The 20,708-nt window shown below is 57.1% G+C and carries 17 protein-coding genes; 13 read left to right on the forward strand and 4 right to left on the reverse strand.

Annotated features, from left to right (window positions below):
* The first annotated feature begins 120 nt into the window (after nt 1-120).
* Entirely contained in the window at nt 121-1,476 is a 1,356-nt protein-coding gene (locus tag D8M23_RS01030) for an S-layer homology domain-containing protein (RefSeq protein ID WP_126853181.1), read from the forward strand.
* Between the two features lie 151 nt (nt 1,477-1,627).
* Here the strand turns inward: D8M23_RS01030 and D8M23_RS01035 are convergent, their stop codons facing one another.
* The 3 genes from D8M23_RS01035 to D8M23_RS01045 all read right to left on the reverse strand — a co-directional run bounded on the left by D8M23_RS01035 (nt 1,628) and on the right by D8M23_RS01045 (nt 5,740).
* Nucleotides 1,628-2,362, reverse strand: a complete 735-nt coding sequence (locus D8M23_RS01035; RefSeq protein ID WP_023134061.1) for a PspA/IM30 family protein — start codon at nt 2,360-2,362, stop codon at nt 1,628-1,630.
* Between the two features lie 171 nt (nt 2,363-2,533).
* Complete coding sequence (locus D8M23_RS01040) at nt 2,534-4,618, reverse strand: TPM domain-containing protein (protein WP_238693718.1); 2,085 nt, start codon at nt 4,616-4,618, stop codon at nt 2,534-2,536.
* A 282-nt stretch (nt 4,619-4,900) separates the two neighbouring features.
* On the reverse strand, nt 4,901-5,740 hold the full coding sequence (locus D8M23_RS01045; protein WP_126853183.1) for a hypothetical protein: 840 nt from the start codon (nt 5,738-5,740) through the stop codon (nt 4,901-4,903).
* 356 nt (nt 5,741-6,096) lie between these two features.
* Between D8M23_RS01045 and D8M23_RS01050 the strand changes: the two genes are divergently transcribed.
* The 3 genes from D8M23_RS01050 (at nt 6,097) to D8M23_RS01060 (ending at nt 9,513) form a co-directional block, all read left to right on the forward strand.
* Nucleotides 6,097-7,452 (forward strand): S1C family serine protease, encoded by a 1,356-nt coding sequence (locus D8M23_RS01050; RefSeq protein WP_236588862.1) that lies wholly within the window; start codon nt 6,097-6,099, stop codon nt 7,450-7,452.
* 216 nt (nt 7,453-7,668) lie between these two features.
* Nucleotides 7,669-8,490, forward strand: coding sequence for an electron transfer flavoprotein subunit beta/FixA family protein (locus D8M23_RS01055; protein WP_126853185.1), 822 nt, complete (start codon nt 7,669-7,671; stop codon nt 8,488-8,490).
* Between the two features lie 15 nt (nt 8,491-8,505).
* Complete coding sequence (locus tag D8M23_RS01060) at nt 8,506-9,513, forward strand: electron transfer flavoprotein subunit alpha/FixB family protein (RefSeq protein WP_126853187.1); 1,008 nt, start codon at nt 8,506-8,508, stop codon at nt 9,511-9,513.
* 69 nt (nt 9,514-9,582) lie between these two features.
* On the opposite strand, the gene D8M23_RS01065 is transcribed toward D8M23_RS01060, so the two are convergent.
* Nucleotides 9,583-10,050 carry a tRNA (cytidine(34)-2'-O)-methyltransferase gene (locus D8M23_RS01065; protein WP_037235252.1) on the reverse strand — a complete coding sequence of 156 codons (468 nt, stop codon included), beginning with the start codon at nt 10,048-10,050 and terminating at the stop codon, nt 9,583-9,585.
* Nucleotides 10,051-10,168: 118 nt separating this feature from the next.
* Here D8M23_RS01065 and D8M23_RS01070 point away from each other — a divergent pair, with 118 nt between their 5' ends.
* From D8M23_RS01070 to hpf, 9 genes are all read left to right on the forward strand, one after another.
* Nucleotides 10,169-11,401 carry a cysteine desulfurase family protein gene (locus D8M23_RS01070; RefSeq protein ID WP_126853189.1) on the forward strand — a complete coding sequence of 411 codons (1,233 nt, stop codon included), beginning with the start codon at nt 10,169-10,171 and terminating at the stop codon, nt 11,399-11,401.
* Between the two features lie 158 nt (nt 11,402-11,559).
* The gene (mnmA, locus tag D8M23_RS01075; protein WP_126853191.1) at nt 11,560-12,759 is read left to right on the forward strand and encodes a tRNA 2-thiouridine(34) synthase MnmA; all 1,200 of its coding nucleotides are present in this window, start codon (nt 11,560-11,562) and stop codon (nt 12,757-12,759) included.
* 27 nt (nt 12,760-12,786) lie between these two features.
* Nucleotides 12,787-13,161, forward strand: a complete 375-nt coding sequence (locus tag D8M23_RS01080; protein ID WP_006889175.1) for a chorismate mutase — start codon at nt 12,787-12,789, stop codon at nt 13,159-13,161.
* Complete coding sequence (locus D8M23_RS01085) at nt 13,161-14,429, forward strand: methionine synthase (RefSeq protein ID WP_126853193.1); 1,269 nt, start codon at nt 13,161-13,163, stop codon at nt 14,427-14,429. The genes D8M23_RS01080 and D8M23_RS01085 overlap by 1 nt, the downstream gene beginning before the upstream one ends.
* Before the next feature lie 101 nt (nt 14,430-14,530).
* On the forward strand, nt 14,531-15,286 hold the full coding sequence (gene mtrA / locus D8M23_RS01090; RefSeq protein ID WP_006889219.1) for an MtrAB system response regulator MtrA: 756 nt from the start codon (nt 14,531-14,533) through the stop codon (nt 15,284-15,286).
* A 2-nt stretch (nt 15,287-15,288) separates the two neighbouring features.
* Nucleotides 15,289-17,064: an MtrAB system histidine kinase MtrB gene (gene mtrB / locus D8M23_RS01095; protein WP_023134049.1), complete on the forward strand. Its 1,776-nt coding sequence runs from the start codon at nt 15,289-15,291 to the stop codon at nt 17,062-17,064.
* Between the two features lie 17 nt (nt 17,065-17,081).
* Entirely contained in the window at nt 17,082-18,806 is a 1,725-nt protein-coding gene (locus D8M23_RS01100; RefSeq protein ID WP_126853194.1) for an LpqB family beta-propeller domain-containing protein, read from the forward strand.
* A 165-nt stretch (nt 18,807-18,971) separates the two neighbouring features.
* Nucleotides 18,972-19,700, forward strand: coding sequence for a ComF family protein (locus D8M23_RS01105; RefSeq protein ID WP_161971636.1), 729 nt, complete (start codon nt 18,972-18,974; stop codon nt 19,698-19,700).
* Nucleotides 19,701-19,873: 173 nt separating this feature from the next.
* Entirely contained in the window at nt 19,874-20,512 is a 639-nt protein-coding gene (hpf, locus tag D8M23_RS01110; RefSeq protein WP_006889156.1) for a ribosome hibernation-promoting factor, HPF/YfiA family, read from the forward strand.
* Nucleotides 20,513-20,708 lie beyond the last annotated feature (196 nt).

Below are 20,708 nucleotides of genomic sequence, written 5' to 3' on the forward strand. Positions count from 1 at the left end.
TCTTTGCAGTCCGGGCCTGACGCTTTTTGAGGCGGAACCGGAACCTGAACATTTCACTTTTTAGTTAGCTCATACACAAGTTCATATCACAACTTAATATCTACGAACCCAAGGAATAACGTGAACCTTAAAAACAAGGTGCGGGCTGGGGCTCTTGCTGCCATTACCATTCCCGCTATTATCGGTAGCACCCTGACTGTTCCCGCGCAGGCGGCTGTCGCCTCGGGCACCTACCGCAGCTACACCGCCCCGAACGGGGTGAGCTCCCAGTATCATGTCTACGCTAACGGTATTGACTGGTCGCAGCCGGTAGGTGTGGTCTTCTACGTCGATGGTGACTACTGGGAAGCGAAAGACTCCAAGGTGCACAGCCCTAATAACGGTATGCTTACCGCAATGGGACGTATCGCTAACGCCCGTAATATGGTGTTTGTGCCCGTTATCTCACCAGATAAGAACGCCTCAGGCGATGGGATCACCTGGTGGGAAAACCAAGACGCTAATGGCGATTACTTCCGCAGCTTCGCACAGAAGTTCATTGCAGATTCCGGTATTGACCCTTCTCGGGTGTGGACGATGGGCTACTCCGGCGGGGCCGAGTTCATCACATACGAGCTGAATGCAGACCGGCAGGGGAGCTGGCGAACCGGTGGCGGGTCCATTATGGTCGCTGGGGGCTCAAACACGGGCATGCAGACCCAAGCCCCGCAGCACATTAAATCTCAGCCCATGTACTGGTGGGTGGGTGAGAAAGACACCTCTGGTTCTACAAACCCGCCCACCTGGAGCGCCCGTACCGCCGTGGAAACCGGTTATAACCGTTACACCCAAGAAGGGTTTAACACCCGGCTGCGGTACATTCCCGACCTTTCGCACCACGACTACGACCTGCCGCATATCCTGGCGCAGTCCCTTGATATGGGCGGGTACCGCATGAGCGCCGGATACAATGACATTTCTGAGGGGGCCGCTTTCTACAATGAAATCAGCTGGAACTCCGATAAGCGTCTAATGGTTGGGTATGCTGACCGTACTTTCCGCCCGCACGCGAAGGTGAACCGTGCCTCCATGGCCGCCTACCTGTACCGTCTGGCTGGATCCCCGCAAGTGAACCTGCCCGCCATTTCACCGTTCCGTGACGTACCGGTGCAGCACCCCGCGTATAAGGAAATCGTGTGGATGTACCAGCAGGGTATTACCACCGGCTGGGCCGACGGCACATTCCGTCCCCACGAAACAGTCAGCAGGGAGGCAATGGCCGCGTTTTTCTACCGGTTTAACAGCTCACCCGCATTCAACCCCGGCTCGCAGCGATTTGCTGATGTGAACACCTCCAACCCGTTCTACAAGGAAATCCAGTGGCTGGCGGCTAAGGGGATCACCACCGGATGGCCCGATCGCACATTCCGTCCCGGTGCACCGACCGAACGTAACGCGATGGCGGCGTTCCTATACCGCTACGCAAACCTGAGCTAGTACGATTCAACGGGTTTAGGTAACCCAAGCCAGTTCTACTACGGCTGGGAGCTCAGGTGCCTGCATCATGCGGGCACATATAAGGGGTGGGGCCCACGAACAGTTACGTGTAACCCCACCCCACCCGTTACCATCGGGTCAAAAAGGTAACTTACGCGTCGATAGCGCCGCCGTTACCCTTGTTCTTGAGCGCCGCAAGGCGGGCTTCAAGTTCAGTCTGACGGCCGAGCTCTTCAAGGTCGTTGAACTGGGCATCCAGCGAGGAAGCTGCAAGCTCCTGCTGGCCGATCACACGCGCCTCTTCACGGCGCACCTTCTCCTCAAAACGGGATACTTCGCTGGTCGGATCCATGACGTCAAATGCCTTCAGAGCATCGTTCACCTGGGTCTGAGCGGCGGCGGTCTTCTGACGTGCATTCAGCTCATCACGCTTTGCCTTCAGCTCATCCAGCTTGGCGCGCATCTTCGTCAGGCCGTCCTTGAGCTTCTCAACCACCTCAGTCTGAGCCGCAATCTGAGGTTCGGCGGTCTTAGCTTCCTTCTCGGCCTGCATCTGCTTGCCCAAAGCGATCTTCGCCAAGTTATCGAATTTGTCAGCGTTGGCGGCATCTCCAGCGGCACGGAACTCATCGGCTTTATTGGAAGCCGCTAGAGCCTTTGAACCCCACTCAGCGGCGTCACGCACATCCTCAGCATGATCCTGCTCAAGCATACGCAGGTTACCGATGGTCTGTGCCACAGCTGCTTCAGCTTCAGCAATGTTGTTCGTGTAGTCTCGCACCATCTGATCGAGCATCTTCTGCGGGTCTTCGGCCGCATCTAGAAGCGCATTAATGTTAGCTTTTGCCAGCTGAGCAATACGACCGAAAATGGACTGCTTTACCATTTGTATTCCTTATCCTGCGGCCACACCGGGGGAGGGCTTCCCTCCTCACTTACCGTGCGCGCACACACATTATTATCGAGTACCTATCTGAAAAATCGCTGGGAAACACCTGCGTGAGCGCTCCATATAAGAAGCACTGCGGGAGCGAGCAAACCCTAAAACACTAGAGGTCTAGAACGATCCGCCGTCTCCTCCGCCACCGCCCCAGTCGCCGCCGCCGAAATCGAAGCCGCCACCACCGAAGTCAAAGCCACCGCCGCCAAAGAATCCACCGGAATCACCACCAGAGTGCCCGTGTGCGGAGCCGGAACTCAGTGACCCCAAAATGGTACCCAGAAGCATCCCTTTCGCTAGGGAGCTATCGCCTATATCGAACCCTCCGCGACCGCCACGATCATCATAGTAGCTGTTCATATCTCGGTTCGCGGCGTTCTGCGCGTCTGTAGCAAGCGCAATAGCGCGGTTTGCGCTATCAAGGGCGGAAGCCGGGTTCGTGGTGCGTAACCGGTGCGCCTCAGACAAATGCGATTCCGCTTCTGAGAGGTAGGTGCGGGCCTGCGACCCCACCCCACCGCGACGGTTTCCAATAAAATCACGGGCACTATCAACCTGCACCCGCGCCGAACGCAGAGCACGCTCTAAACTCTGCTCTGCTGCGTGCTGACGCTCCCGATCAGCCCTGAGAGAGGTCATTGATTTATCCAGCTCACTCGTGAGCTGCCGCAGCTGCTCGTTAAGGGCCAGCGGGTCATTCGGGCGTGCCTCTGACTGTTGACGTACCTCTCCCAGTACCGCTTCCATCCCCGCAGCAACCGCCTGAAGATCATCCTTATTCTGCGAAGCGGCCAGGCTCTTGGCCTCCGCAATATCACGCTGCACGCTCAACAGGTCAGTAGACAGATTATTCTGGGCTGTCTCCAACTCGCCAGCGCGGTTCTGCACGGCCTCCGCAAGCTTAGCCACCTGCTGGGCAGCCTCCTCACCGGAACGTAGATGCACCACAGCCTCAGAACGGGAAGTACCCAACAGTGTATTAGCCTGGTCAAGCTCCTGCTGCAGCAGGGTACGGTTGGCTTCTATGAGCGCCACGTTTTCCTTCACCGGTTCGAGAGCACTCGGCAGGTAACGCTCCTGCAGCTGCGAGTAGGTGCGCTGTACCGCCTCAATTCGCTGATCCAGTTCAGGAAGGCCCAGCTGAAGTTTTTCAATAGCAGCGGGGGCATCATGCTCAAGGTTGCGAAGCGAAGACAGTTTCTCTTCCTGAGCTTGCATCATCTCAGTGACCTGGCGGGAATTCTCAATGATCTCTCCCAGCCATGCCCGCTGCTCCGCCGGGGTATCAGGAACATCATCCTCCAGAAGCTTCTGCCGGTGGAATGACGCTTTCATGAGTTCATCGGCGCGTACAATTTCCTTCTCAAACTCGGCGACCTGCGCATCCCCGTACTGGGCGCGTGCGAACTCAACTTCCTGGCGTGAACGCACCAGCGTATTATCGGCCTGCACAAGGGAAGCACCCGCTCGGGTTTGCAACTCTTCAATCGTGGCTTGCGGTACCGTGGGGTACCCGTATTTATTGACCCCGCTTTTTTTGGCCTCAGCAGACTTTTTGCGGCGGCGGTACAGGTATGTTCCGCCAACAGCCGCAACACTTGCCGTACCGACTGCAACGGCGCCAACCACCACACCAGAGCCACCGGACTTCTGTGCATCAATACCCTCAACAGCCGCTGCGGCTGCACCCTTGTAATCACCACTTTGCAGCTTGGGTTTCACATAGTCCTGATACACCTTCGACTGCTGCTCAGAAGAAAGAGTCTTCTCACTGCCGGCAATAAAGTACGCCTGCCGCGATTCTGTAGCTATTACCAGCACCGCATCAGCCGATCCCCAATTATTCTTCTTCGCGAGCGCCTTTGCCCATTCACTAGAAGATGAAGGGTTCTCAAACTTATTAATAGTGACAACGTGCAGATCGACCTTATGGTTTTTTGAAAGGTCAGAGATTTTTTTCTTCAAATTGGCAGTATCACCCAGCACCGAAGTGTTATCAAGCACCGTTGTACCGGTGATGCTCATAGGCTCCTGCGCCCAAGCAGATGGGAGAACGAACGAGGACCCGCCAAGAGGGGCAGCCACCGGCAGCACGGTTGCACCAAAGGCTAAGGCGCCTACACATAGGACGCGGCGGAGGCACACACGGGGTGAGAAAGCAGCCGGTCGAGTACTCGTATTCTGCTCAGACAGTATCGTCAAAGGAGGGCCCCTTCCTGGTACCTTACGCTCCCGTTCAAACATAGCGCGAGAACAACGGCACGCACTGTGCGCGCCTTCTTCCCATCTTACCGGCCTAATACAAATAGTCACTGCCTGCGGGTGTTCACCAAGACGGCTCTGAGGGAACTCCCAGCTACGGTTTAACCGTTTATCCGTAGCGGCGTGCCCCAACATATAGGAAAGGGGTTAGATATCCTCACAAGACCCTTAACCGCCTGTATGTGGGTAGTGAGGATATGAACGGTTCGTACCGGGTGACTTCTATGTTTCACTGTTTTGATGCGGGTCGGAAGCTGAAGCCGGTGGAATGCCGTGGGGCATCTTCTCGGCATGGGTTTGTGATAGGAGAAGGTCGTGTTTTTTCTGTCGCCTGAGAAGGAAGATAACCGTAATAACAACGGCGATCATCACTACAGCCGCAATCACTATAAGTACGATAATAAGTACCTGAACCGTATTGTTGCCGTTGGTAAAATCATTGGCTTCTGCAGTTACCGAATCAGGGATTTCGTTATCGCGTTGCAGCCCCTGAAAGTTCCATAGCAAACTTGCGAATTGACGTCCTGCGCTACCGTAGTAGCCTTCGCCTACATGGAACCGTATAGCGAGTTCAGGGTTAGGGCTGTTACGGATATCGGTGTTGTTTTGCACATATAGTAAGTCTGCGCCTTTGTCTGTGAGGAATGCTTGGTCATTACTGGCAATACCACCGCGTTGCTGAGAAGAATCAATCACAAGCACAACAGAGGGCGTTGGGGCATGGTTATGCGAGAGGAATTCTTTGCCCCACTGCTGCGGAGTAAGAGAATCAGTGCCGTTAACAACCACCATAAAGATGCTGTATTCCTTACCGCTGGAGGCACCTTTTGCGTGTAGGTTATTAGCCCTGGCCAGTTGTTGTGTGAGTTCGTTTTTAAGCCCTGACGCAAGGTTATCAAGCGCCCCGCTTTTATCTATTACGGGACGTTTCGGATCAAGAGATGCGTTGAACACCGGTTGTGCCTGCGCCGTAGAAACGCCAAAACCAGACACGAAAAGCCCGGTACATAGTGTTATTGCCACTACTACGGCGGCTAGAGTTTTATGGGCAAGATTTCTCATACGATGCTCCAATATAAGATTATTTAGTATCTATCGGTATTTATATGATATGTGGGAACGCTGGAAAATCTGCTGCGGCACGCGGCGAAAAAACGTAAAATATAACGTGGTAGGCGCTTCCGGCATATGCCCTTAATGACACCTGTGCATCAAGGGTGTAAGAAATGAAAGGTAAACACCCTATGGTTCACAGGTAGTTCCCAGCAAACTCCGGGCGGCTTTATAGTAATTCTTCCGTTTTCGTGCAGAACGGCCCATTACTCTTGAGAAGGACAAGCGCTCGCGAACAACGACGCTACCGCGAGGCAACCCCCGCAACGGCTTCACGCTCGAAACATAAATGATAGAAACCTTACGTGACGAAAGAGGAAACACCCATGACCCAGCCCGGTTGGAACCAGAGCTATGGCAGCCAGCAAAGCGGCTATAACGGTGCGCAGTACCCGCCTCAATACAGCAACCAACAGTACGGGCAGAGCCGTGGCTATTCTCAAAACCAGCAGCAGTATGCTTACGCGCAAAACCAACCGGGTTCGGGTAATAACGCGAACGAGTACCCCAAGAATGAGCGCCCCGGTTCTGAGCCGAGTGAACCCAAAAAACACAGTACTGGTGTGGTCCTTACAGCGGCTCTATTGGCATCTCTTGTAGGCGCTGGCGTAGGCGCGGGGGTTGGGGGAGGTATTGCTGCCTCAAACAGTGGCGGATCTGGCGCCGTCAGCTCCAGCGCGTCCAAAAGTTCCGGCACTACAAGCAGCAGTAACCTGAACTCCACAGACCCGACGGTAATCACTGAAACCGCCAAAAAGGTGCTTCCCTCAACTGTGACTGTGGGCGTAAAAGTCGGCAGTGGCTCAGGCACCGGTAGCGGCGAAATTCTAGATACTAACGGGCATATCCTCACTAACAATCACGTGGTTACTGATGACTCCACAAAAGCTGATCAGGTGGAGGTGCGGCTGCACGACGGTACAGTTCGCACGGCGAAGATTGTGGGAACCGACCCGGCATCTGACCTTGCGGTCGTTAAGATTGACCCCAAGGGGCTTGAGTTAACCCCCATTACCTTCGGCGACTCATCCAAACTTGTTCCCGGTGACCAGGTGGTCGCGCTCGGTTCCCCCTATGACTACCGTGACAGTGTGACGGTTGGGGTGGTCGCCAGTGCCTCCCGCGTGACGCCCGCAGATAATAAGAAAACCGCGTATATCCCCATGATCCAAAGCGACGCCGAGATTAACCACGGCAACTCGGGTGGCCCCCTTGTGAACACCCGCGGGGAGCTGGTCGGTATTAACACACAGGGGTACCGCAGCACCGATGGTGGTGCGGCAGCCGGTATGTCGTTCTCCGTCACCTCGAACTATGCAAAACGTATCTCTGACGAGATTATTGCCAAAGGAAAAGCGTCCCACGGGTACCTAGGGGCGAGTGTGAAAACCACCGGCGCCACCACCGACAACGGCAAGTCAAAGCTGTTCGAAGGCGGTGTGGAACTCACCGATATCTCTAGCGGAAGCCCCGCTGATAAGGCCGGGCTGAAGAAGGGGGATGTGGTAGTTGAAGTAGACGGGCACCGTATTGAAGCTGACGAAGAGCTCAACGGTACTGTGCGTTCCATGGCCCCGAATACAAAAGCTACCTTTAAGGTGCAACGAGGCTCAGAAGTCAAAGAAATTCAGGTGACCCTGGGTGACTCAGACTCAAAATAGCATTAAGCCCTAACTAATGTACCGGAACGGGGTGGGATATCCGCGACAATTGCGGATATCCCACCCCGTTCTGGTACGCTCCCGCCAAGAACATGCGCCACTGGTTGTGTCGGGTTACCGTACGGAAGAGGTGCCATCGTTCCCGCTAAACGGTAGAATATAGCCAAACCTAACTAAACCCCACAAACGCGCCGCACACACATGAGGCGCAGGAGGATGAGCGTGAGCGAAAACGCATATCGCATCGCCGTACTTACCAAGTACGTGCCAGACACCCAATTTGAACAAAAACTTGACGATACCTTGCGGGTAGACCGCAGCGAATCAGTGATGAGTGAGCTTGACGAATACGCTGTGGAAGCCGCCATGCAGATTGTCGAAGCGGAAGATACCGATGCAGCGAATTCTGCAGTTATCGCCTTTACGTTAGGCGCAGCAGATGCCTCTAAGGGGCTGCGCCGTGCGCTGCAGCTGGGTGCACACGAAGGCGTACACATTCTCGACGATGCTTTCGCAGGGGCTGATGCTCTGGCGACCTCACGCATCATAGCCGCTGCACTCTCCACCTATGAGCAGGAACACGGCACCTTCGACCTGATTCTGACGGGTATGGCATCAACCGAAGGTGAGACTTCGTTGGTGCCCGTTCAGGTGAGCGAACTTTTGGGGCGCACCGGAATCTCTCAGGTGGCATCGCTGACCGTTGCGGGCCGAACTGTTAGGGCACGCCGGGATCTGGATGCTCGCTCGCAGCATTGTGAAACTGAATTGCCCGCTTTGATTTCGGTGACCGACCAGGTGAACACTCCGCGATACCCCAACTTTAAGGCGCTGATGGCAGCAAAAAAGAAGCCTATTACGACCGTGAACGCAGCGGATATTGCGGATGAGCTTGCTAAGTTCGGCGGCAGCGCATCGGCCGTTACCGTGACCGAAGCGCAGGCGCGGGAAGAACGCACCGCAGGTGAAACCATCGTGGATGAAGGCGACGGCGGCATACAGCTGGTCGAATTCTTGGCATCCCGAAACCTTATTTAACCAGTACAGGAGATAATGATGACGACTGCATACCGTGTGCTGGTTATAGGCGGCACAACGAATTTTGCGACCGAACCTAGTAGTGTGGACCGAGAACTTTTAGCGTTGGCACGACTGCGCGCCGGTGTTGGACAGGGCGGAACACAGCTGGGAGTATTGACATTCGCCCAAGGCTCCGCTGATATTGCGCAGTTTTACGCTAAACAGGGCGCGGCACGTGTCTTTGCCCCAGCGCAATCCATGACAGATACTTTGCCTGCTGCCCGCGTGGAACTCGCCGTACAGGCTATTACTGAGTTTGGTCCCGATGTGGTTCTTGCCCCGCATGATATTGACTCGATTGAGCTTCTGGGGCGCGTGGCCGTGCGCCTCGGGAATTCCGAGGCGGGATCTCGTCCCGTAGGCGTTGTGACGGGCGCTCATGACATGGATGATGCGCTCAATATTCGTAAGAACGTTTTGGCGGGCGAGTACGACAGCACCGTGCGGGTTGAGGGCCTGCCGCTGGTAACCCTACGCCCTAATTCGGTAGATACGGCGGAGGCGCCCGCTGCGGTAGGGGAGGGTGTACTCACCACCTATACTCTGCCCGGATACGATACGGTGCGCATCACCGAGGTGACCGAGAAGCCTGCATCTGCCCGCCCCAACCTTGAAGAAGCAGCTATTGTTGTAGCTGCTGGCCGCGGTATCGGCGGAAATTTAGCCCCCATTGAGGATCTGGCGGATGCGCTCGGCGCCGCGATCGGCTCGACCCGCGCCGTCACAGACGCAGGCTGGCTGGATCACTCTACTCAGATTGGGCAAACCGGCAAGAGCGTTTCTCCCGAACTATATGTTTCCGTGGGTATTTCGGGGGCTCTCCAGCAGAAGGTCGGCATGGATACGTCAAAGACCATTGTCGCCATTAATAAGGACGCGGACGCGCCCATATTCGAGATTGCCGACTTCGGTGTCGTCGGGGATCTTTTCACTGTCATCCCGCAGGCGGTGCAGGAAATCCACAAACGGAAACAGAAATAACGCGCGTGAGCCCGGCGTAAGCGGGTGGAGCTGGTGTGCGTCAGCCCCGCCCGCTAACAACGGAACGGGCTAAATTTTTCCGCCTGCAAAACCGTGCTGGCGCCATGCCTCAAACACCGCAATGGAGGCGGAATTCGCCAAGTTAAGGGAGCGGCGCCCCGGAACCATGGGGATTTTTACACGTTCCGTAATGTGCTCATCCTGCTGTACTTTCTCGGGCAGACCCACCGACTCGGGACCGAACATGAACACGTCACCGGGGCGGTACGTAATATCCGCATATGAGGTAGCCGCCGTGGTCGTAAACGCGAAAACCCTCGCCGGTGCCAGTGCATCCCACGCATCCTCAAGGGTTTTATGAACCGTTACCACCGCCAAATCGTGATAATCCAGTCCCGCACGGCGCAGATGCGCGTCCTCAAAGGTGAAACCTAGCGGTTCCACCAAGTGCAGCTGAGCCCCCGTAATAGCAGCTAAACGTATAGCATTGCCCGTATTGCCCGGGATTTCCGGCGTATAAAACAGAATCTTAAACACGCCCCTAGTGTAGCGCGTGCACCCTGGCTGCTCAGCCCACGGCAAACCAGCCCCGTACCCCACGCCCAATAATGCAACGGCGGCTAGAATAGGGAAGTACACAACCCACAGGAGCATCATGACCGCTAACCGCGTGTACCTCGACCACGCTGCCACCACCGATATACTGCCCGCCGCCATTGATGCGATGGTGCAGCAGATGCGCACCGGCGGCAACCCCTCATCCCTGCATGCCATCGGGCGTGAGGCTCGGGCCGCTGTCGAATACGCGCGTGAACGCATCGCCCAAGCCATCGGCTGCGACGCGGCTGAAGTGATCTTCACCTCCGGCGGCACCGAAGCTGATAACCTCGCTGTCAAAGGCATGTACTGGAAACGTCACAGCGCCGATTCCGCGCGCCGTCGTATCCTCGTCTCCAGTATTGAGCACCACGCCGTTGAAGAAACCTGCGAATGGTTAGAGACACACCAGGGCGCGGTTATTGAATGGATACCCGTTGATGCGCAAGGGCTCGTGCACCCCGACACTGTACGTGAACTCATCGCCAAAAACCCCGCGGATGTTGCACTCGTGACCGTCATGTGGGCGAACAATGAGGTGGGTACCATCCAGCCTATTGCTGAGATTGCCCAGCTTGCCGCCGAATACGGCATTCCCATGCACTCTGATGCGGTGCAGGCATTCGGTGCGGTACCCGTGAACTTCCGAGAGTCACAGGTGACAACCCTAGCCATTTCGGGGCATAAAATCGGTGGGCCTATGGGGGTGGGAGCCCTCATCGCCACCCGCTCCGCAGATATGACGCCCGTCCTGCACGGCGGAGGTCAGGAACGTTCGGTGCGTTCAGGCACCATCGACGCCCCCGCCATTGCAGGTTTTGCCGAGGCAGCCGCGCACGTCACAGAGAACCTGGCGGAAGAGACCCAACGTATCGCAACCCTACGCAACGAACTGGTACAGAGCGTCCGAGCGCTCATCCCGCAAGCACATTTGAGCGGGATAGACCCGCTGACAGAAACATCCCCCGGGCAGAAACGACTCCCCGGAAACGCACATTTCACCTTCGAAGGTGCCGAAGGGGACACCATACTATTTCTTCTCGATATGCAGGGTATTGCTGCCTCCACCGGGTCTGCCTGCAATGCGGGAGTCACCCGCCCCTCCCACGTACTATTAGCTATGGGCATGGACGAAGACACCGCCCGAGGCGCACAACGTTTCACCCTGGGTCACACCAGTACTGGCGAAGACCTCGCCCGACTACTGGCGGCCCTACCCGATGCTTACACGCAGGCGGCTAAAGCGGGGCTCTCCTCCCAACTGCCTGATGCCTCCCGATGGTACGGGTAGGCGCCCCTTGGTAGAGCCCAAGGCCGGTACCCAGTGTAGAATCAGAGTTTACGCGCCAGCCGCAACCGTAGCACGGTACACCCCATAACACCTAAGACACCCAAACCACAGCCCGGTTACCCCGAATACCACCAGCAGAAACGCGTAAAGGATTGAACATGAAGATTTTGGCAGCTATGAGCGGCGGCGTAGACTCAGCCGTAGCCGCTGCGCGCGCCGTCGATGCAGGCCACGAGGTGGTCGGCGTTCACCTGGCGCTTTCCCGCATGCCTGGAACGCTCCGCACCGGCTCCCGTGGGTGCTGCACCCTTGAAGATTCCATGGATGCCCGTCGCGTGTGCGCGCAGCTGGGCATCCCCTTCTTCGTGTGGGACTTCTCAGAACGCTTCAAAGAAGACGTGGTTGATGACTTCATCGCTGAATATGAGGCTGGACGCACCCCCAACCCGTGCATGCGGTGCAACGAAAAAATAAAATTTGCTGCCCTCCTTGAAAAAGCAGTTTCGCTAGGGTTCGACGCCGTCGTTACCGGGCACTACGCCCGAGTTATCACCAACGACGACGGCAACCGTGAACTGCACCGCGCCGCCGACTGGGCAAAAGACCAGTCCTACGTTTTGGGGGTGCTGACCCACGAGCAGCTCAAGCACGCCTGGTTCCCCCTCGCTACCACCCCCTCTAAGGCCGAGGTGCGTGAAGAAGCGGCTCGCCGTGGTTTCTCCGTCGCCAAGAAACCTGACTCCTATGACATCTGCTTCATCCCCGAAGGCGACACCCGCGCCTGGCTGGGTGAGCACATCCAGATGCGCCCCGGCCTCATTAAAGACACCTCCGGCACTGTGCTGGGGGAGCACCCCGGCGCGCAGGCATACACGGTAGGGCAGCGCAAAGGTCTCGCCCTTGGCACACCCGCCCCCGACGGCAAACCCCGTTTCGTCCTCGAAATCCGCCCCAAAACGAACGAGGTAATCGTCGGCTCCCGGGAGCTTCTGGCGGTGGACGAGATTCGCGGTATCCGAGCCACCTGGGCGGGCGTACCCGTAGCAGAAGCAGCCGATTTTATGCGGCAAGACCCCAAGCTTGGGGCCTGCAGCGCCACATTTGAGGTGACCGCACAGGTACGCGCCCACGCCGACCCTGTGCGGGGTACCGCCCACCTGCAGTGGGTGGAAAATACCGATGAGAACGCCGAAGGCCAGCTACGCCTAGAAACTGTGGTGCGCCTTAAAGATGGGCTGAGCGGGGTGGCCCCCGGGCAGACGATGGTGCTCTACCAAGGCACCCGCGTGCTTGGGCAGTCCACCATCGCCCGCGCCTACTCCCTAGCCCGTGAAGATATCCGCCAGACCGCCGCATAAAACGCGGCTGCACCGTTAGGAGCGACCATGAGCACCGCAGAATTCGACCCGAACGCCACCTCCATGGGGGAGGAAGTGGCGCCAGAGGTATACGAAGAACTATTTGCCATGCGCCGCTCCATCGACAACTTCGATGCTGCCCTTGTGCATATTCTCGCTGAACGGTTCCGCGCCACCCAGCGGGTGGGCGTCCTCAAGGCTAAACATAACTTGCCCGCCGGAGACGCCGGGCGGGAAGAAGCCCAGATCGGGCGTCTGCGTGCCATGGCCAAGGAATCCAGCCTTGACCCCGAATTTGCCGAAAAATTCTTGAACTTTATCATCTCCGAGGTGATCCGCCACCATGAGCGCATCGCCATCGAACACAACGACAAAGACCTGCCCAGCGGAGGCGGAGAGTAGTGTCGACACCGGGCCCCACCCGCCGTACCCCGCAACGAGCTGAACCGCCCGCACGGTTACTGCTGCCCGGGGAGTACCGCGCCCCAGAATCCACACAAGAAAACGCCTGGGACGTTGCCAACAGCGGCCAACACACCTTCGTACAGGCCAGCGGCCTGGGGCCTTTCCCAACAGCGGATATGGTGGATGCCCTGCACCGGGTACGTGGTGAACTGGGAGATCCCCACCTGCCGTTCCTGCCCGAGCTGCCGCATCGCGGCTGGCGTGCCACCACCCTGGCGCGAACTATCGCAACATTCGATGGGCTCCACGCGGAAGGGGCATCCTACGGGTGGAGACTGACGCACACCGGCACAGCAAGTCGTGAATCTGCGCTCGCTTACGCCACCTACGAGTCGGATATTAATGCGCTCGCCGATGTGGTGGGCCAAGAAAACAGCCGTGGCGGGCGCTCAAACGGTAACGCCAGCGGCGGGGAACCCATATTTAAGATTCAGCTCACCGGCGTTTATACCCTTGCCGCAAGTATTTATCTCCCCAGCGGTGAACGCGCCATTAGCGACCCCGGAGCTACCCGGGACATACGCGAAAGCCTGCTCGCCGGTTTGCGCGACCGACTGGAAACCCTGCGGCAGGCACTCGATACCCCGGATGGACGTATCGCGGTGCAGCTTAACGAGCCTGACCTGCACCGCATTATTGCCGGGTCTATCCCCACCGTGAGCGGTTTCCGGCGTATCCGCTCCATACCCGCCCCGACGGTTATAGAGGGGCTGCGGGCCTGCGCCGAGGCGATCACGGACTGTGGGGCATCACCGGTGCTTAATCTGCTGGGGAACACCCTTAATGGTTCACATATCCCGGCCGCGGCAGGGCAGAAGGGCCTCAACCTGCTGGAGCTGGCGCAAACTATCGGCGGTGAAGATACCCCTGCCGCGCTTATGATTGATCCGGATGCTGTCTCTGACACCACCATGCTGGTGCCGCCGCTGAGCGACCCGCGCCGTTTTGAAATAGTCGCTGCCCTCATTGATGCTGGCGCCCGCGTGTGGCTGCCTGCTATTGGCGACACCCCGGTGCCGCATCAGGTGCGTGCATTCTGGCGTGTCTGGGGCGAGCTGGGCTTAGGCGGATCCCAGCTTGCGCATGTGGTTCTCACCCAACGGGCTGAAACAGCGGGCAACCTTTCACGGGACGTGGCAGAGGCAACCGCCGCCATGGCCCGCACCGCCGAAGCCGCTCAGGCTCTTGCCGAGCTTTCTGGCTGAAAATAGTTGTGCGAGGGGGTAAAAATCGCCTATATTGCGAAGAGGCCCCCCAATCAAGCTACGATAGATTGGTACACCAAGCACATTCGCAGGAGGAAGCCGTGACTGTTTCAACACCCACCATCCTGGTTGTTGATGATGATGATGCGCTTGCCGAGATGATCGGCATCGTACTAGCCCAGGAAGGGTATAACGCCCAGTTCTGCGAAAACGGGGCCCGCGCCTTCGAAGTGTTTATGCGGTACAGCCCCGACTTGGTGCTTCTTGATTTAATGCTCCCCGGTAAGAACGGTATTGAGGTGTGTGAACAGATTCGTGCCTCATCTAATGTGCCGATTATTATGCTCACTGCCAAGAGCGATACCGAGGACGTGGTGAAGGGACTTGAAGCTGGCGCCGACGACTATATCGCCAAGCCCTTCAAACATATTGAGCTGCTGGCGCGTATCCGTACCCGTTTGCGTCCGCGTGAGAGCCGCCAGCTGGTGGTTCGTATCGGAGACACGGTGATGGACATGGACGGACGTACCGTCACCTACAATGGCACTGAGATCCCCATGACGCCGCTTGAGTTCGATCTGTTGGCTGCGCTGGTGCGCCGCCCCGGTCAAGCGCTGTCCCGCCAGGAGCTGCTGGAGATCGTGTGGGGCTACAGCGACGTGAGCGACTCTTTGGTGAACGTGCATGTGCAGCGTCTGCGCGCTAAGTTCTCTGAACTGGGAGCGCAGCAGGTGATTCAGACCGTGCGCGGGGTGGGATATAAAGTTCCTCTCGATAGCGTCGGGTCGGTTTCAACCACCTCATCTTTGCCGACTGTACCGGCGGCGGGGTCGCCCCAGGCTGGAAGTAACCAGTAGAGATGAGCGTCTACACCACGAACGCCGAAGCGCCCCCGCATCAACCGCAGGGGAACACCGGCGAGGCTGTGTCGTTACCTTACGAGCAGCAGCATACCGGTGAGAAGAAGAAAAAGAAACGGCGGCGAGTCTCACCGATACGGGCCATGCGTAACCTGTGGGAACGGTCCCTGCAGTTTCGCAGCCTCAGCAGTGCGGGCATCCTCATGATTATGGCGTTTATTCTGGTGGGTTCCTCCCTGTCGAACCAGATCGCAACTTCTCTTTTTGAAAATAAGAAAACCCAGGCTCTTGAGGAGTCCAATAAGGGTTTTGTGAATGTGCAGAGTGTGCTGGATTCTTCAGAGGCCCGCAGCGATAGCGAGATTAACCGCGATGTGCGCCGCTACCTGCCCCTGATGGATGCTGGCGGCGACGATAAACGTCAGTGGATTCTGCTGCCGCTCAATGGCCAGACGAAACGTGGTTTCGTGCCGGAACAAAGTAGCGATAGCGCGTTGACTTCCTCGGCAATTCCGGCCTCGCTGCGGGACACGGTGCGGGATAATCAGGGTATTTACTGGCAGACTGAGAATGTGACGGTGGGGGACCAGACCTACCCGGCACTGATTGTGGGAACCAGTATTACCATTCCGCAGAACCCTAATTATGGGTTGTTTGCCGTGTATGATCTGCGGGATTCGGCGAACACGATTACCCACATTAATTTCGTATTGAGCATTGGCTTTATTGCGTTGTTGCTGGTGGTGCTGAGCATTGTGTGGGTTGTGACCCGCATGGTGGTGCGCCCCATTACCCAGACCGCGATTACCTCGGAGAAACTTGCCGCTGGGGATCTTGACCAGCGGGTGAGTGTTGATGGTAAACACCAGGCGGCTCGATTAGGTATTTCGTTTAATAAGATGGCCGATAGTTTGCAGCAGCAGATTGTGCAGCTTGAGCGGCTATCGACTTTGCAGCAGCGGTTTGTGTCAGACGTTTCTCATGAGCTGCGCACCCCGCTGTCTACCGTGAAGCTAAGTACCGAGCTGCTGTATGATGGGCGGGAGAATTTCACACCCGTGCAGAGCCGAAGTGTGGAGCTGCTGCATAATCAGGTGGGACGGTTCCAGGATTTGTTGGCTGACCTGCTCGAAATTTCCCGGTTTGATGCCGGTAGCGCCCTGCCGAATATCGATACGCATGACTTTATGCGTATTCTGGTGGATGTGCTTGAGGAGGCCCTGCCACACCTTGAACGCACGGGCACTAAACTTAATATTCACACTAGTCAGCAGCAGATTATGGTGGATGTGGACCGGGTGCGTATTGAGCGTGTGCTCCGCAACCTGCTGTTTAACGCTATTGAGCACGGCGAGTCGAAGCCCATTGACGTATATATTGCCACCAGCGAGACGGCGTTGGGCGTCACCGTCCGTGACCATGGTATTGGTTTGAGCGATGAAGAGGCGACGCAGGTATTTAACCGTTTCTGGCGTGCCGATACTTCCCGGAAACGTACCCTGGGCGGTACGGGCTTGGGCCTGTCGATCACTGCCGAAGATGTGCGCCTGCACAGCGGCACCATTGAGGCGTGGGGTATTAAGGGCCGTGGTGCGAGTTTCCGGCTGACCCTGCCGCTGGTGCACGGGCAGCAGATGGGGCCCTCCCCGGTGCTTCTGACCGGTGAGCCCGAGTACATGCCTGTTAAGGGCGCGATGGCAGGAAATACGTTACCTGCTGCTTCTCGCCCTGCTGCGGAGGAATCCGAACAACCTTTTAACCCGCCTGTTCAGTGAGTGATGGAGTGCCCTGAATGAATCAACAGAACATTTCTGCCGTCACCGGCATTGTCTCCAGCTCAGCTAGCCGTCGTCGTTTCTTGGGAGTGGGTGCTGCTGCGGCGGCTACCGTGCTTCTGGGCGCCTGCGCGGGTATCCCAACCTCTAAAAATGTGCACCGGTACAGCGATAAGCTGGAGGTGCGGGAAAATAAGAACCAAGCGATTCATGCGGTCGGACCGCAGGAAGACGCACCCCCGGAGGCCATTATTGAAGGGTTTATTCACGCCGGGGTGGATAGTGCCGATAACTATGCGGTTGCGCGGCAGTTTCTGACCTCAGACTTTAAAGGCAAGTGGAACCCGACTACAACGACCAGGGTGTACCGTAATACCGCCCAGGTGAGCGCCGATGAGTCGTCTTCAGGGGTGTATCGAGCACGTTTTCAGCAGACTACTTTGGTGAGTGAACAGGGCCTGACCAGTAGTTTTGCTGAGACACTAGAAACTTTTGATTTTAAGCTCCGTCAGATTGAGGGGCAGTGGCGTATTGAAGCCTGCCCCGACGGGTTATGGCTTGATAGCGTTGAGTTTGACCGGGTGTTCAGCCCCTACCGCCTGTATTTTTATAATTCAATGTACACTCATGCGGTGCCCGATATCCGCTGGTTCGCGCACCGTGATGGGCAGTTGGGGATTCTGCTGCAGACGGTAATGGGTGGGCCCGCATCGTATTTGAAGGAAGTAACGGCTTCCACCCTCGTGGAGGGCATGAGTTTGGAGCGTGCTGAAGTTTCTGACCGGGACGCAAAAATACACATTAACGGCCCGGTGCTCAATGCTGTTACCCGTGCCCGGCTGCGCCAGCAGGTGGGGTATGTACTGAGCAATTTCTCGTCTGTTAATAAGTTTGAGCTAACCTATAACGGATCGGTGGTGAGCGAGGACGCCCCAACTGGTTTTCAGGAGGCCCCCATGAGCCCTGAGATCAGTAAGCGTGTTGTGGGTCTTGAAGACGGGAAGCTGGTAATCCGTGAGGATTATCTGAGCCAGCAGCCAGAGACAACTGGTACTGAGTCGGTGACTGATGCCTCGGACCCTGCGATTAACTATGATGGTACGGCGCTCGCTTGTCTGGGGGATACAGGCCGCAGCCTGTATTTCTTCTCGGGCGGTAAGGGGCAGTACCTGGTGAAAAATAAGAAGATGACTGCCCCCAGTTTTGATTCGTTTGGCTGGTTGTGGGTGGCTGAAAGTGACGGGGCTGTACGGGCTTATAACGCGGCATCAACGAATGAGAAGGAGCGATCTAAGGGCATTGAGATTCCGGTATCATGGCGGAGCGGGATGACCTTTAGCAGCCTGCGGATCTCGCACGATGGTGCCCGCGTGGTGGTGGTTGGTACTCGTGATGGTACGGCGGCTGTGGTGATGTCGGGTGTTGTCCGTGACAGTTCGGGAACCCCGAAAGGCTTTACGGAGCCGGTGCGGGTGACCTCATCAATTACTCCGCGTACAGCCGTGTGGGCCGGTGAGCAGAATCTTGTGGTGGTCAACGATAAAACTGGGGAGTCTGAGGTGACGACTCTCAGCGGTGAAGAGACAAAATTTGATCGCCTCGACGGGGTGAAATCGGTCTCGGCTGCTGGGAATACCAGCAATATGCTGGCGCATCGCTCTGACGGGTCATGCTATGTGCTGGAGGAGCGCGGCTGGAACCGTCTGAATACGTCTACGCGTGAGATGTCATTCGCGGGGTAAACCGTGAGCCAGAGTGTGGGCGGCAGCGGGACGCCCCAACGTAAAAGGGCGAATGCGGCAACGGGAGCGTTGAACAGTGCCTACGCCCTGTGGGAGCTGTTTTTTCCCGCGACCTGCGCCTGTTGCGGTGTTGGGGGCACAGCTCTTCTGCGGAGAGGCGATGCTTTGAAGCAGCCGCAGAAAGCGGGGGTTGTGCCGCAGCGCAGCGGGCTGTGTACTGACTGTTCGTCTCGTGTGCAGGAGCGGCTTGCGCAGCCGTATCAGCCGTTGGTGCAGTATCGGCTCCCACCTGTCCTGACGGCAGGTAGTTATGAGGCTGAGGTGACGCGCACTATCTTGGCGTTTAAGAACGCTGGTCGGCTTGATACTCTTGCAGAGTTGGGCGAACCGTTGGCGGCAGTAGTGGAGGCGCACCTTTGGGCTGCTTATCGTACCGGGCTGATAGCTCCAGGGGATACACTGCACTTGGTTCCTGCCCCGTCGTCGCCTGCGAGCGTGCGTCGCCGCGGTTATTCTCCGGCGCGGGAGTTAGCGGATGAGGCGGCTCGCCGGGTCCGGGATCGGCCTCTGGCGCGTCGTTTGGGGGTTCGGGTGTCGGTTGCCCCGGTGCTGCGGGTGCGCGCTTCATGGGCTTCTTTCGCTGGTGCTGGTTCTTCGGGCGGGCAGAAGGGGCTGAGCGCTTCAGAGCGTGCTCGTCGAATGCGGGGAATGATGCGTGTCTCGGGTGCGGCCCCTGCAGGAATGCTGTGTTTGGTGTGTGATGATGTGCTGACTACTGGGGCCACTGCTGTCGAGGCGGTACGCGCGTTACGCCAGGCGGGTATACTCCCGTTGGGGGTGGCTACGCTTGCCTCTGTACCCTTGAAAACACAGGGTGATGAGCTAGTCGCATAGTCTAACCTGAGCGGTACGTGTGAGTTTTTTCTTTCTCTAAAATATTCGGTGGTGTCCGGTGACATGCACCATAAATCTGTACTAAAATGGGGGCAAGGAACCTCAAAGACGGGTTCCCGGTGCCGAACCCAACCGGGTGCGGTACAAAGCCCCCAAACCGGAGGGAAAGTATCGTGGAAGTCAACATCTACGGACGCAACATCAAAGTTTCGGAACGTCTGCACGATTATGTCGAAGACAAGGTGCAAAAGTTCGAAAAGCTCGGTGATAATGTCAGCGATATTGACGTAAAGTTCACCAAGGATGGCCATCTCGGCGGCAATGTTATTCGTGTTGAAATTACTGTGATTGGGCGCGGTCCGGTGCTTCGCGCTGAGTCTCAAGGTCCCGATAAGTTCGCGGTCTTCGATGAAACCTACGGCAAGCTTTTGGAGCGTCTGCGTCGTGCACGGGATCGTCGTAAGCTTCGTAAGCACGGCGGCAAGCATCCTGTATCCGTTGCGGATGCTACTGGCTCGATACCGGTGGTGGGTAAGACCGCTATTACTGAGATCCTGCTTCCGGATGTTCCTGTTGAAGAGGCGGCTTTCGACACAACCGAGGTGACGCTCAGTGATGAGGCAGCTTCACCCCTTGAGATCCGTCATAAGAGCTTCCCGGGTGAGCGTCTGAGCCCGGCGGAGGCTGTGGATCATATGGAATTGGTGGGTCACGACTTCTACCTTTACATTGACAAGGAGACCGGAGCCCCGGCAGCGGCATACCGCCGTAAGGGTTGGAGCTACGGCATTATTACCCTGACCGATGAGTAAGCAGGGGTTTTAGAGTTCGTTGCGCTCGGGGCGGGTTTTCCCACCCCGAGCCTTTTTCTATGGTGCGGGTAACATCCGGTGTGGGATTTCGTGCGCTCTACGAATAATATTGACGTAGAATCCGTCATTTAGGTGGCTCTGCCCTACAATAGTTAGGAAAGCCTCAACCGGGGTTCGCTTTGGCGTGCCCGTTGGG

It is taken from the genome of Rothia sp. HSID18067, assembly GCF_003989445.1.
Classification (GTDB): Bacteria; Actinomycetota; Actinomycetes; order Actinomycetales; family Micrococcaceae; genus Rothia; species Rothia aeria.